The sequence below is a fragment of the Halorubrum sp. DM2 genome, from assembly GCF_901686465.1.
Taxonomy (GTDB): domain Archaea; phylum Halobacteriota; class Halobacteria; order Halobacteriales; family Haloferacaceae; genus Halorubrum.
The window spans coordinates 2,605,663-2,618,764 of sequence record NZ_LR594487.1; the positions used below are offsets into that span (position 1 = coordinate 2,605,663).

Sequence of the window (13,102 nt, forward strand, 5' to 3'; positions counted from 1 at the left end):
TTTTGGAGCAACACGGGCCACGTTCGTGTAATGAGCGATCTCGAAGCGGAGTACCGTCTCGACTACTTCGAGGAGGAGGGGTTCGAGCGCAAGGAGTGTTCCTCCTGTGGCGCGCACTTCTGGACCCGTGACGCCGACCGCGAACTGTGCGGCGAGCCGCCCTGTGCGGACTACAGCTTCATCGACGACCCGGGCTTCCCCGAGGCCCACTCGCTGTCGGAGATGCGCGAGGCGTTCCTCTCCTTCTTCGAAGAGCACGGACACGAGCGGATCGACCCGTATCCGGTCGCCGCGAACCGCTGGCGCGACGACGTCCTCCTGACGCAAGCGTCGATCTACGACTTCCAGCCGCTGGTCACTTCCGGGCAGACGCCGCCGCCGGCGAACCCGCTGACCGTCTCCCAGCCCTGTATTCGGATGCAGGACATCGACAACGTCGGCAAGACGGGGCGGCACACGATGGCGTTCGAGATGATGGCCCACCACGCGTTCAACACGCGCGAGGAGGTCGAGGAAGGCGAGTACGCCTACCACGGCGAGGTGTACTGGAAAGACGAGACGGTCCGGTACTGCGACGAGCTGTTCGAGAGCCTCGGTGCCGATCTGGAGGAGATCACCTACATCGAGGACCCGTGGGTCGGCGGCGGCAACGCCGGGCCCGCCATCGAGGTCATCTACAAGGGGGCCGAGCTGGCGACGCTCGTCTTCATGTGTATGGAGCGGGACCCCGACGGCGACTACGAGATGAAAGACGGGCACACGTACTCCTTTATGGACACGTACATCGTCGACACCGGGTACGGGCTCGAACGGTGGACGTGGATGAGTCAGGGGACCGCGACGGTGTACGAGGCGATCTACCCCGACGCGATCGACTTCCTGAAGGAGAACGCGGGGATCGAACACACCGAGGCGGAACGGGAGCTGATCCACCGCGCCGCGAAGCTCTCCGGCCGGCTCGACATCGACGACGTCGACGACGTGGAGGCCGCGCGCGGCGAGATAGCCGACCGGCTCGACGTCGACGTCGACCGGCTGCGCGAACTGGTGGAACCGCTCGAATCGATCTACGCGATCGCGGACCACTCACGGACGCTCGCGTACATGTTCGGCGACGAGATCGTCCCCTCCAACGTCGGGACGGGCTACCTCGCCCGGATGGTGTTACGCCGGATGAAGCGGCTCGTCGACGAGGTCGGCGTCGATGCTCCGCTCGACGAACTCGTCGACATGCAGGCCGAGCGGCTGGGATACGAGAACCGCGACACGGTCCGCGAGATCGTCCGCAGCGAGGAGCGGAAGTACGAGGAGACGCTGGAGCGCGGTGCCCGGAAGGTCGAACAGCTCGCCGACGAGTACGCCGGCACCGGTGAACCGATCCCCACCGGAGAGCTGTTGGAGCTGTACGACTCCCACGGGATCCAGCCCGACATGGTCGCCGACATCGCCGAGGAGCGCGGCGCGACCGTCGACGTGCCCGACGACTTCTACGCGCTCGTCGCCGACAGACACGAGGAGGCCGACGCCGCCGACGCCGCCGACGAGCGGGACGAACGGCTCGCCGACCTCCCCGAGACCGAGAAGCTGTTCTACGACGACCAGGGCCGCACGGAGTTCGAGGCGGTCGTCCTCGACGTGTTAGAGAGCGAGGAGGGATACGACGTCGTGTTGGACCAGACGATGTTCTATCCCGAGGGCGGCGGGCAGCCGGCCGACAGGGGACAGCTCACGGTCGGCGAGACCACCGTCGACGTCACCGACGTACAGGAGACCGACGGGGTCGTCCTCCACCGCACGGACGCCGACCCCGGGAAAGGAGAGTTCGTCCGCGGGCAGGTCGACGGCGGCCGCCGCGACCGCCTCCGCGCGCACCACACCGCGACGCACCTCATCGGTCACGCAGCCCGCGAGGTACTGGGGGGCCACGTCCGGCAGGCCGGTGCCCAGAAGGGGACCGACTCCGCGCGCCTCGACGTGCGCCACTTCGAGCGCATCACCCGCGAGGACGTGAAGGCGATCGAACGCGTCGCCAACGAGCTGGTCCGCGACGACGTGCCCGTCCGGCAGGAGTGGCCCGACCGCAACGAGGCGGAGGCCGAACACGGCTTCGACCTGTATCAGGGCGGCGTCCCGCCGGGAACGAACGTCCGTCTCATCCACGTCGGCGACGCCGACGTTCAGGCCTGCGCGGGCACCCACGTCGACCGAACCGGCGAGATCGGCGCGGTGAAGGTGCTGAAGACCGAGCCGGTCCAAGACGGCGTCGAGCGCATCGTGTTCGCGGCGGGTGCCGCCGCCGTGGAGGCGACCCAGCGCACCGAGGACGCGCTGTACGACGCGGCCGATATCCTCGACGTCGACCCGCTCGACGTGCCCGACACCGCCGAGCGCTTCTTCGAGGAGTGGAAGGCGCGGGGGAAAGAGATCGAGTCGCTCAAAGAGGAGCTCGCGGCCGCTCGCGCCTCCGGCGGTGCCGACGCGGAGGAGGTCGATGTCGACGGGGCGACCGCGGTGATCCAGCGGCTCGACGGCGACGCAGACGAGCTCCGCGCCACCGCGAACGCCCACGTCGACGACGGGAAGGTCGCGGTGATCGGGAGTGGTGCCGGCGGCTCCGCGAGCTTCGTCGTCGGCGTCCCCGACGGGGTCGACGTGAACGCCGGACAGGTGGTCTCGGAGCTCGCCGGACGGGTCGGCGGCGGCGGCGGCGGCCCGCCGGACTTCGCGCAGGGCGGCGGCCCGGACGCGGACGCGCTCGACGAAGCGCTCGACGCGGCACCGGACGTCCTTCGCGGCCTTCAGGAGGCCTGAGGAGTCCCCCGCGAGTCCACTATGCCACGCGCGAACAACGCCGGCGTGGAGATCCGGTACGAGGTCGATGCCCCCGACGCCGGCGACCCCGACGAGGCGGTCGTCTTCTGTGGCGACGCGGGACTCGGCGCGTGGCAGTTCGGGTGGCAACACGCCGCCCTCGCGGGACCGCACACGGTGATCACTCCGGAGACCCGCGGCGTCGGCCGGTCGGACGCGCCCCTCGGACCCTACCGGATCGAGTCGCTCGCGGCCGACGTCGAGGCGGTCTGTGCGGCCGAGGGGATCCGCAACGCCCACCTCGTCGGCTACGGGTTCGGCGGCATGGTCGCGCTGACGGCCGCCCTGACCTCCTCGCGCCCGGCGAGCCTCGCGCTCCTCGGGACGCCGCCGGCGGGCGACGCGTACAACGCCGACGGCGTCTGGGCCGACCCGGCCGACCCCGCCGCGGTCGACGGCTCGCTGAACGGACTCCTCTCGGTCGACTTCCGCGAGGCGCACCCGGACGCGCTCTCGCGGATCGCGGAGTGGCGGCTCGCCGAGGACGCCGACCGCGAGACGTACGAGGCCCATCGCGCCGCGGTCGACGACTTCGACCTGGCCGACCGGCTGTTCGAGGTCACGACGCCGGCGCTCGTCGTCCACGGGACCGAGGACGCAGCCTGTCCGATCGCGGCCGGCGAGACGCTCGCGGAGGGGCTTCCCCGCGGCGAGTTCCACCCCGTCGAGGGCGCTCGACACCTCGTCGGCGTCGAGGCGTCGGCCGCGGTCAACGACCTCCTCGTCGGGTGGCTCGCGGAACACGCGAGCGCCGCCTTCGAGTAGGACCGACGGACGCCGCGGAGCGACACCCGACTCCCTCCGCACCTCCGCGTCCGCGTCGTCGGCCGGCGCGTCCGACGCCGCAACCGTTTTGTCGCTCTCGCCGAACCGTTCAGTCGATGACTCGCCTCCGGTTCGCCCTGTTGAACGCCGCCCACGACGGCGCGAACACGCGTCGGAACTTCCGCAGAGAGATCGACGCCGACCTCGTCGAGTTCGACGCCACCGCGGGAGACCTCCCCGATCACACCGAGTTCGACGGCGTCGTCGTGACCGGGTCGCGCTCGTCCGTCTACTGGGACGAGGCGTGGATCCCGCCGCTGGTCGACTACGTCGCCGAGGCCGCCGACGCCGGCTGTCCGGTCCTCGGCGTCTGTTACGGCCATCAGGTGCTCGCGGAGGCGCTCGGCGGCCGCGTCGCCGGGATGGACGGGTTCGAGATCGGCTACAACGAGATCCGCCGGACCCGCGATGATCCGCTGTTCGAGGGGTTCGACGACTCCTTCACCGCCTTCACGACCCACGGCGACGCGGTGGTCGAACTCCCGCCGTCCGCGACGCTTCTGGCCGAGAACGAACACGGCGTCCACGCCTTCCGCGACGGCCACTGCTGGGGCGTCCAGTTCCACCCCGAGTACGACGTCGAGACCGCCCGCGAGGTGACCGACGGGAAGCGCGATCAGATCGGCGACGCCCGCGTCGACGCGGTCCTCGACTCGATAACGCCCGCGGCGTACGACGCCGCCTGCGAGGCGAAGGCGCTGTTCGAGAACTTCACCGCCTACGCCGAGCGACTCGCGAGCGACGAGACCGAGCCGGCCGCCGCGGACGACTGAACGCCCCGCTCTCGTCGACGCGGTCCCGTCCGCCGACGCGGACGCGACGCGGCCCCCGGTCGAACACCCTTATACGCCTCCCGGACCGATCCTCGGTATGAACGTAGTACCGGACACGAGCGCGGTCGTCGACGGCCGCGTGTCCGAACGCGTCGCGGACGGGACCTACGAGTCGGTCACCGTGTTCGTCCCGGAGGCGGTCGTCGGCGAACTGGAGTCGCAGGCGAACGACGGCCTCGAATCCGGCTGGGACGGGCTGAGCGAGCTCAAGCGGCTCGCCGACTACGCCGACGACGGGACCATCGAACTGCGGTACGTCGGCGAGCGCGCGAGCGGCGACGCCCGGTCGAACGCCCACGAGGGCGACGTGGACGCGCTGATTCGCGACCTCGCCGCCGACCACGACGCGACGCTTCTGTCCAGCGACGTGGTCCAGGCCGAGGTCGCCCGCGCGAAGGGACTCGACGTCGAGTACGTCGAGCCGGTCGCCCGCGGCGTCGTCGACGACCTCCCGATCCAGGAGTTCTTCACCGACGAGACGATGTCCGTCCACCTCAAGACGGGCACCGTTCCGAAGGCGAAACGCGGGAGCCTCGGCGAGATGCGCTACGTCGAGATCGACGACGAACCGAGCAGCGAGGAGCAGATGCGCGAGTGGGCCAACTCGATCGTCGACCTCGCCCGGCAGTCGAACGAGGGGTTCATCGAGCTGTCCGACGACGGGATGGACATCGTCCAGTTCCGCAACTACCGGATCGCGGTCGCGCGACCGCCGTTCGCGGACGGGATCGAGATTACGGCCGTCAGACCGATCGCGAAGACCACCCTCGACGACTACGAGTTCGCCGACGAGCTGCGCGAGCGGTTCACGGAGCGTAAACGCGGCGTGCTCATCTCGGGGTCGCCCGGTGCCGGGAAGTCGACGTTCGCGCAGGCGGTCGCGGAGTTCTTGAACGACAGCGACTACGCGGTGAAGACGATGGAGAAGCCGCGAGATCTTCAGGTCGGCCCGGAGATCACCCAGTACGGCGCGCTCGGCGGCGAGATGGAGAACACCGCCGACTCCCTGCTCTTAGTCCGCCCCGACTACACCATCTACGACGAGGTGCGGAAGACGAACGACTTCGAGGTGTTCTCGGACATGCGGATGGCCGGCGTCGGGATGGTCGGCGTCGTCCACGCCTCCCGCGCCATCGACGCGCTCCAGCGGCTCGTCGGGCGCGTCGAGCTCGGAATGATCCCCCAGATCGTCGACACCGTCGTCTACATCGAGGCCGGCGAGGTCCACACGGTCTACGACGTGACCACGGAGGTGAAGGTGCCCGCCGGGCTGACGGCCGAGGACCTCGCGCGCCCGGTCATTCAGGTGACCAACTTCGAGACGGGTCGGCCGGAGTACGAGATATACACGTTCAACCGGCAGGTCGTCACCGTCCCGCTCGACGACGAGGGGAGCGAGGCCGAAAGCGAGACCGGCGTCGGCCGCATCGCCAAAAAGGAGATCGAACGCGAGATCCGCTCGGTCGCGCACGGCCACGTCGACGTGGAGCTGAACGGCGACGACGAGGCGGTCGTCTACGTCACCGAGGGCGACATCGGCACGGTGATCGGGAAGGGCGGCGGCCGAATCGCCGACATCGAGAACCGCCTCGGGATCGACATCGACGTCCGCACGCACGACGAGAAGCCGGGCGGGTCGGGACCGAGCCCGACGGGCGGTGCCGCCGAGAACGGCAGTGGCGAGGGGCAGGTCGGCACCGAGCGCGGGACGGTGGTCGCCCCGGAGATCACCTCGCGGCACGTCGTCATCGACGTCGACGACGGCGTGGGCGAGACGGTCGAGGTGCGCGCCGACGGCGAGTACCTCTTCACCGCCACCGTCGGCCGCGGCGGCGAGGTCCAGGTCTCCCGCGGCTCAGCCATCGCCGAGGAGCTGGAGGACGCGATCGACCGGAACCGGACCGTGACGGTTGTTCCGGCTCGCTGAGACTGCGAGACCAGAGAACGGCCGCCCGCCGCGGACGTTTCCGAAGCCTGTCACGTCGTCGTTCGACGCTGCGGCACACCACGATCGACGAAACGTATCCCTCCTGAAAGATAACGCTTTTTTGCCGTTGGTCGGAACGACGTGGTATGGCCGATGAGTTAAAACGCGGGCTCGAGGGCGTCCTCGTCGCGGAGTCGGATCTGAGCTACGTCGACGGCGAGGTCGGGAAGCTCGTGTATCGCGGGTACGACATCGAGGACCTCGCTCGCGGCGCAAGCTACGAGGAGGTGCTGTATCTGCTGTGGCACGGTTCTCTCCCTACCGCCGCGGAACTCGACGCGTTCGCCGCCGACCTCGCGGCGGAGCGCGAGGTGGACGACGACGTCATCGAGACGGTCCGCGCCCTCGCCGACGCCGGGGAGCGTCCGATGGCGGCGCTCCGAACCGCGGCGTCGATGCTGTCCGCCTACGACCCGGACGACGACGAGAGCGGCGACGACGGCGAATCCACCCTCCGTCAGGGCCGCCGGATCACGGCGAAGATCCCGACGATCCTCGCCGCGTTCGAGCGCGTCCGGCAGGGAGAGGAGCCGATCGCGCCCGACCCGGACCTCTCGCACGCCGGGAACTTCCTCTACATGCTTACCGGGGCCGAGCCGGACGCCGTGAGCGAGGAGACGTTCGACATGGCGCTCACGCTCCACGCCGACCACGGGCTCAATGCCTCCACGTTCACCGCGATGGTGATCGGCTCGACGATGGCGGACGTCTACTCCGGCGTCACCGGCGGTATCGGCGCGCTCTCCGGTCCCCTCCACGGCGGTGCCAACCAGGATGTGATGGAGGTGCTCCACGAGATCGACGCCTCCTCGAAAGACCCCGTCCAGTGGGTGAAAGACACCCGCGACGCCGGCGGACGCATCCCCGGGTTCGGCCACCGCGTCTACAAGGTGAAAGACCCCCGCGCGGTGATCCTCGAAGAGAAGCTCCGAGACCTCGCCGAGTCGTCGGGCGACACGAAGTGGCTCGATTACACCACCGCGATCGAGGAGTACCTTACTGATCAGGGATTGCTCGACAAGGGGATCGCCCCGAACGTCGACTTCTACTCCGGCTCCGTCTACGACTCGCTCGGGATCCCTGTCGACATGTACACGCCCATCTTCGCGATGAGTCGCGTCGGCGGGTGGATCGCCCACGTCGCCGAGTACCAGGAGGACAACCGCCTCATCCGCCCGCGCGCCCGGTACACCGGCCCTGAGGACGCCGAGTTCGTCCCGATCGACGAGCGGTAGGCGTCGCGTTCGCCCCCGACTCCGGTTCCGCCCCGGTCCCGTTCTTCTCACTCGAACGCGGCGATCCCCGTCAGGTCCTCGCCCAGTACCAGCGTGTGGATGTCGTGGGTCCCCTCGTAGGTGTAGACGGTCTCGAAGTTCGCCATGTGTCGCATCGGCGAGTAGTCCGTCGTGATCCCGTTGCCGCCGAGCATCTCGCGGGCGATCCGCGACTGGTCGCGGGCCATACGGACGTTGTTGCGCTTCGCCATCGAGACGTGTTGGGGCGTGAGATCGCCGCGCTCTTTCAGCTCCGCGAGCCGGTGGGCGAGCAGCTGGCTCGTCGTGATCTGCGTCGCCATCTCCGCGAGCTTCTCCTGTTGGAGCTGGAACCGAGCGATCGGCCCGCCGAACTGGTCGCGGTCGAGCGCGTACTCGCGGGCCTGTTCGAAGCAGTCGCGGGCCGCGCCGACCGCGCCCCACGCGATCCCGTATCGGGCCTGCGTGAGACACGACAGCGGCCCCTTCATGCCGCTCACGCCCGGAAGCACGTTCTCCTCGGGAACGTAGACGTTCTGGAGGCCGATCTCACCGGTGATCGACGCGCGCAGCGAGAGCTTGTCGTCGATCTCGTTCGTCGTGACGCCGTCGCGGTCGGTCTCGACGAGGAACCCGCGAACGGGGCTCCCCTCGGCGGAGGTCTCCCGCGCCCAGACGACCGCCACGTCCGCGATGGGGGCGTTCGTGATCCACGTCTTCGAGCCGTTGAGGACGTAGCCGTCGCCGTCGCGCTCCGCGGCGGTACCGCTCCGATCCGAGCCGCTCCGCGGCTCGCGCTCCGCCCGCGTCTCCATCGCCGAGGGGTCCGAGCCGTGGTCCGGCTCCGTCAGCCCGAAACAGCCCACCGCCTCCCCGGTCCCGAGGTCGGGGAGCCAGCGCTCCTTCTGTTCGTCGCTGCCGTACGCGTGGATGGGGTACATCACGAGCGCCCCTTGGACGCTAGCCATCGACCGAAGCCCGGAGTCGCACGCCTCCAGCTCCTGCATCAGCAGGCCGTAGGCGGTCTCGGAGACGTTCGGTAGCCCGTAGCCGTCGAGGTTCGAGCCGTAGAAGCCGAGCTCGCCCATCTCCGGTATCAGCTCCGTCGGGAACGTCCCCGCCTGAAAGTGGTCGCCGATCTCCGGGCGGACCTGTTCGTCGACGAACCGACGGGCGGTGTCCCGGATCAGCCGCGCCTCCTCGTCGAGGTCCGCCTCTAATCCGACGTAATCGAGCATGATCGTTCCTGCGCGTCGAATCGGCAAAAGCGGTTCGCCCCGAGTCGTCGTCCCTTCTCGTTTCAGACGTCGAGCCGCTCCCGTGCGAACTTCGTCAACAGCGGGAGATCGGAGAGGTGGAGCAGCTCCGCCATCGCCGCCTTATCGCCCTGATTCGCCTTTTCGAGCGTGTTCTCGTCCGTCCGACGGAGGTCGCGCATGAACCGGTCGTACCGCTCGTTGGGCGCGAGATACAGCAGTCGCGTGAGCATCAGCCGCGCCTTCATCCGCGGGGCCACGTCGCGGTGCCAGAGCCGCTCGTAGACCGCGAGGCTCTCGGCGTCGAGGCGGCGCTCCGAGTCGGTGAGACACCGGTCGACGGTGGCCGCCGCGGCCCGGGCCGACTTCATCCCCGTGTGGATCCCCTCGCCCCACAGCGGGTCGATGGAGGGGACCGTGTCGCCGATAGCGAGAAAGTGGTCCGTGTGCATCCCATCGGGCATCTGGATGTGTGCGGAGCCGCGGTGGACCGTCTCGTCGATCTGCTCGGCGTCGGCGAAGCGGGGGTCGCGGCTCACCCAGTCGTCGAGGTAGCCGTCGACGGTCTTGCCCGCCTCGGCGAACTCGCGGTGGCGGTCGTTCTGGATGTAACAGATGCCGACCTTCGCGGTGTCCTCGCCGGTGGCGAAGATCCACGAGTAGCCGCCCGGCGCGATGTCGTGGTCCAGCCGGAGCATCATCGCGCGCCGGAGGTCGGCGTACTCCGGGTGGTTCATCTCGACGTTCTCCATCTCGTACTCGATCCCGATCGCCTGGTTCTCGCGTTCGAGGTCGACGACGTCGAGCGCGCTCGCCAGCGGGGCGGCAGGACCGGTGGCGTCGATCACGACCTCCGCGTACAGCTCCTCGTCGCCGTTGTATCGGACGCCCTCGATGACGCCGTCGTCGTCGAGGATCGGGCGCGAGACGCGGGCGTCGAAGCGGTACTCCGCCCCGTTGTCGCGGCCGTCGGCGACGAGGAAGCGCTTGAACTCCGCGAACTCCAGTACCGCCCCCGGCTGGTAGCTCTCGTAGTACTCGTTGGGCGACTCCAACACGACGTCGTCGGTGTACGACATCACGACATCGTCCGGGATCCCGAACGAGGACATCATCGACGGGAACGTGCCGGCGGTCGACTTGTTGCTCTGTCGCGGGAACTCGTCTTCCGACTCCGTCTCTAAGACGACGACGTCGTAGCCGCGCGTCGCCAGGTCGCGGGCGCACTGCGCGCCCGCCGGACCCGCGCCGGCGATCGCGACGTCGTAGCGGTCAACCATACACGAACGATACGGACCCACCTAATTAGGCTTGCTGAAACCCGGCGAAAAATCCGTGCGGACACCGCCGTTCGGCCGGTTTTGGCCGTCACGAGAGGACGGAATCGGCCGCCGCCGAGCGACCGTTCAGTAGAACTCGCGGACGAGGTCGGTCGCGCTCTCGGGCGCGCCGTCCGGGATGACGGACATGTCCTCGTCGACGCCGTGTTTCTCGTGGTACGGTACCGACGACTCGTCCTGATAGATGACGCCCTGGTGTTCCTTCTCGTTGTCGAGGATGACGTCTTTCGCGTCCTCGCGGTCGGTCGGGTCGTGGTCGGTCTCCTTGAGATCGACCAGCGAGTCGCGGAAGTAGTCGTACGTGTCGACGTCGTTGAAGGTGACACACGGCGAGTAGACGTTCACGAAGCCGAACCCGTCGTGCTCGATGGCCTCCTGAATGATCTCCTGATGGCGGAGCGCGTCCGAGGAGAACGACTGCGCGATGAACGTCGCGCCGGAGGCGAGCGCCAGCGCGTGCGGGTTCACCGGGGGCTGTTTCGGGCCCTCGGGGCTCGTCGACGTCTCGAAGTCCTCGCGGGAGGTCGGGGAGGCCTGCCCCTTCGTCAGCCCGTAGATGCGGTTGTCCATCACGACGTACGTCATGTCGACGTTGCGCCGGACGGCGTGGACGAAGTGGCCCGCGCCGATGGAGTAGCCGTCGCCGTCGCCGCCGGCGACCATCACTTCGATGTCGGGCCGGGCCATCTTGACGCCGGTGCCGACGGGAAGCGCGCGCCCGTGAACGCCGTGGAGCGCGTAGCTGTGCATGTACGTTCCGATCTTACCGGAACAGCCGATGCCGGCGACGACGAAGGTGTTATCGGGGTCGTTGCCCGTCTCTGCGAGACCCTTCATCATCCCGTTCATCGTGCCGAAGTCGCCGCACCCCGGGCACCACGTCGGCTGCTTGTCGGACTTGAAGTCGGTGAATCGAATGTCTGAGCTCATTGGTTACGCCTCCACTCCCTCCGCGAGAGTCGCTTTGATGTCCTCTGCGAGTTCGTCGGCCTTGAACCGCACGCCGTTGTACTTGTTTATCCGGTCGACCCGTTCGAGTACGTCGTGCTCGACCAGGTCCGCGAACTGCCCCCGCTCGTTACACTCGACGACGACCGTCGTCTCGGCGGCCGCGACGTCCTCCGAGAGGTCCGGCCGCGGGAAGACGTACGGGACCGAGAGGACCCGCACGTCGACGCCCTCCTCGTCGAGGAACTCCACCGCCTCCGCGAGCGCGCCCTCGTTCGACCCCCACGTGATCACGAGGGTGTCCGCGTCCGCGTCGCCGAACTCGCGCGGGCTCCAGTCCTCGCGCTCGCGGGCCGTCTCGACCTTGCGGTTGCGCTTGTCGACCTGCTCGACGCGCATCTCGGTGTCCTCCGTCCGGCGGCCCTGCTCGTCGTGTTCGAGACCGGTGGACATGTGCGCGCCGTCGGCCGTGCCGGGGAACGCCCGCGGCGAGATCCCGTCGTCGGTGATCTCGTGGGGCTGGAAGCCGCCGGAGTCGCTCATGTGGTCGTCGATCGTCGTCTCGTCGACAATCTTCCCGCGGTCGATCTCGACTTCGTCCATGTCGAACGTCTCCGGCGAGAACGTCTCCTCGGTGACCGCCATCGAGAGGTCGGCGGTGAGGTAGACGGGGAGCTGGTACTTCTCCGCGAGGTTGAACGCCTCGACGGTCTTCCAGAAGCACTCCGCGATCGTCGTCGGCGCGAGTACGAACCGGGGAACCTCGCCGTGGCCGCCGTACAGCATGTGGTTGAGGTCGCCCTGCTCCTGTTTCGTCGGCATCCCCGTCGAGGGGCCCGAGCGCATCACGTTACAGATGACGAGCGGCGTCTCCGAGGTGGCGATGAGGCCGAACGTCTCGGTCATCAGGTCGATCCCCGGCCCGGAGGTGGCGGTCATCGCGCGAGCGCCACCGCGGGCCGCGCCCAGCGCCATGTTGATCGCCGACAGCTCGTCTTCCGCTTGGACGACGTGGCCGCCGTACCGCTCGATGCGTCCCGTGAGGTACGTCATCACGTCCGTCGCGGGCGTGATCGGGTAGCCGGCGTAGAAGCGACAGCCGGCCGCGATAGCGCCCATCCCGATCGCCTCGTCGCCGTTGAGGAGGACGTAGTCCTCGTCGGTGGTCTCCAAGTCGTAGTCGAACTCGTGGTCGTACTCCTCGGCGACGTACGACTGGCCGGCGCGCGCGGCCTCCTTGTTGTTGTCGACCAGCTTCTGTCCCTTGTCCTTGAACCGCTTTTCGAGCGCCGAGTCGAGGTTCTCGATGGGGAACTCGGCCACCTCGCAGGCGGCACCGAGCGCGACGACGTTCCGCATGATCGCTCCGCCCGCCTCCTCGGCGAGGCTCTTGAGCGGCACGTCGAGCCCGATCATCTCCTCGGGGATCTCGACGTCTTGCATCGTCGTCCGCTCGCCGTCGTAGATGATCACCGACCCCTCGTGGAGCTCGTCGAGGTTCTCCTCGATCGTCCGGGGGGTCAACGCGATGAGCACGTCGAGTCGGTCCACGACGCTCTGTACCTTGTCGACGGAGGTCCGCACCTTGTAGGCGGTGTACCCGCCTCGGATCCGCGATGCGAAGTCCTTCGACGTGAACACGTGCCGACCCGCGCGGGAAAGCGCCTGTGCGAAGATCTTCCCCGTCGAGTCGATGCCGTCGCCGGCCTCGCCGCCGACAGCCCAGTTGAAATCCGCGGCCATGTACTATGGACACGGTTCCGGCGGACTCATCAAAAGGCTTCTGGAA

General features: G+C 68.4%; 9 protein-coding genes. 5 read left to right on the forward strand and 4 right to left on the reverse strand.

Features of this window, described 5'->3' with window-relative positions; all coding sequences use genetic code 11:
- Nucleotides 1-30: 30 nt before the first annotated feature.
- From alaS to citZ, 5 genes are all read left to right on the forward strand, one after another.
- Entirely contained in the window at nucleotides 31-2,811 is a 2,781-nt protein-coding gene (gene alaS / locus QOL69_RS13115) for an alanine--tRNA ligase (protein ID WP_283403520.1), read from the forward strand.
- A 21-nt stretch (nucleotides 2,812-2,832) separates the two neighbouring features.
- Entirely contained in the window at nucleotides 2,833-3,636 is an 804-nt protein-coding gene (locus QOL69_RS13120; RefSeq protein ID WP_283403521.1) for an alpha/beta fold hydrolase, read from the forward strand.
- 116 nt (nucleotides 3,637-3,752) lie between these two features.
- Nucleotides 3,753-4,469, forward strand: coding sequence for a type 1 glutamine amidotransferase (locus QOL69_RS13125; protein WP_048077433.1), 717 nt, complete (start codon nucleotides 3,753-3,755; stop codon nucleotides 4,467-4,469).
- 97 nt (nucleotides 4,470-4,566) lie between these two features.
- Nucleotides 4,567-6,456 carry a PINc/VapC family ATPase gene (locus QOL69_RS13130; RefSeq protein ID WP_283403522.1) on the forward strand — a complete coding sequence of 630 codons (1,890 nt, stop codon included), beginning with the start codon at nucleotides 4,567-4,569 and terminating at the stop codon, nucleotides 6,454-6,456.
- Nucleotides 6,457-6,602: 146 nt separating this feature from the next.
- Nucleotides 6,603-7,751 (forward strand): citrate synthase, encoded by a 1,149-nt coding sequence (gene citZ / locus QOL69_RS13135; RefSeq protein WP_048077431.1) that lies wholly within the window; start codon nucleotides 6,603-6,605, stop codon nucleotides 7,749-7,751.
- Between the two features lie 47 nt (nucleotides 7,752-7,798).
- On the opposite strand, the gene QOL69_RS13140 is transcribed toward citZ, so the two are convergent.
- The 4 genes from QOL69_RS13140 to QOL69_RS13155 form a co-directional block, all read right to left on the reverse strand.
- Nucleotides 7,799-9,007 (reverse strand): acyl-CoA dehydrogenase family protein, encoded by a 1,209-nt coding sequence (locus QOL69_RS13140; RefSeq protein ID WP_283403523.1) that lies wholly within the window; start codon nucleotides 9,005-9,007, stop codon nucleotides 7,799-7,801.
- A 62-nt stretch (nucleotides 9,008-9,069) separates the two neighbouring features.
- The gene (locus QOL69_RS13145; RefSeq protein ID WP_283403524.1) at nucleotides 9,070-10,305 is read right to left on the reverse strand and encodes a digeranylgeranylglycerophospholipid reductase; all 1,236 of its coding nucleotides are present in this window, start codon (nucleotides 10,303-10,305) and stop codon (nucleotides 9,070-9,072) included.
- Nucleotides 10,306-10,431: 126 nt separating this feature from the next.
- The gene (locus QOL69_RS13150) at nucleotides 10,432-11,295 is read right to left on the reverse strand and encodes a 2-oxoacid:ferredoxin oxidoreductase subunit beta (RefSeq protein WP_048077429.1); all 864 of its coding nucleotides are present in this window, start codon (nucleotides 11,293-11,295) and stop codon (nucleotides 10,432-10,434) included.
- Between the two features lie 3 nt (nucleotides 11,296-11,298).
- Nucleotides 11,299-13,056 (reverse strand): 2-oxoacid:acceptor oxidoreductase subunit alpha, encoded by a 1,758-nt coding sequence (locus QOL69_RS13155; RefSeq protein ID WP_048077428.1) that lies wholly within the window; start codon nucleotides 13,054-13,056, stop codon nucleotides 11,299-11,301.
- Between the last annotated feature and the right edge of the window lie 46 nt (nucleotides 13,057-13,102).

Excerpts from the sequence above, each read along its gene's own strand:
- QOL69_RS13150 (WP_048077429.1), bottom strand. The coding sequence starts at position 11,295 with ATGAGCTCAGACATTCGATTCACCGACTTCAAGTCCGACAAGCAGCCG.
- QOL69_RS13140 (WP_283403523.1), bottom strand. The coding sequence starts at position 9,007 with ATGCTCGATTACGTCGGATTAGAGGCGGACCTCGACGAGGAGGCGCGG.
- QOL69_RS13120 (WP_283403521.1), top strand. The coding sequence starts at position 2,833 with ATGCCACGCGCGAACAACGCCGGCGTGGAGATCCGGTACGAGGTCGAT.
- citZ (WP_048077431.1), top strand. The coding sequence starts at position 6,603 with ATGGCCGATGAGTTAAAACGCGGGCTCGAGGGCGTCCTCGTCGCGGAG.
- QOL69_RS13125 (WP_048077433.1), top strand. The coding sequence starts at position 3,753 with ATGACTCGCCTCCGGTTCGCCCTGTTGAACGCCGCCCACGACGGCGCG.
- QOL69_RS13155 (WP_048077428.1), bottom strand. The coding sequence starts at position 13,056 with ATGGCCGCGGATTTCAACTGGGCTGTCGGCGGCGAGGCCGGCGACGGC.
- alaS (WP_283403520.1), top strand. The coding sequence starts at position 31 with ATGAGCGATCTCGAAGCGGAGTACCGTCTCGACTACTTCGAGGAGGAG.
- QOL69_RS13130 (WP_283403522.1), top strand. The coding sequence starts at position 4,567 with ATGAACGTAGTACCGGACACGAGCGCGGTCGTCGACGGCCGCGTGTCC.
- QOL69_RS13145 (WP_283403524.1), bottom strand. The coding sequence starts at position 10,305 with ATGGTTGACCGCTACGACGTCGCGATCGCCGGCGCGGGTCCGGCGGGC.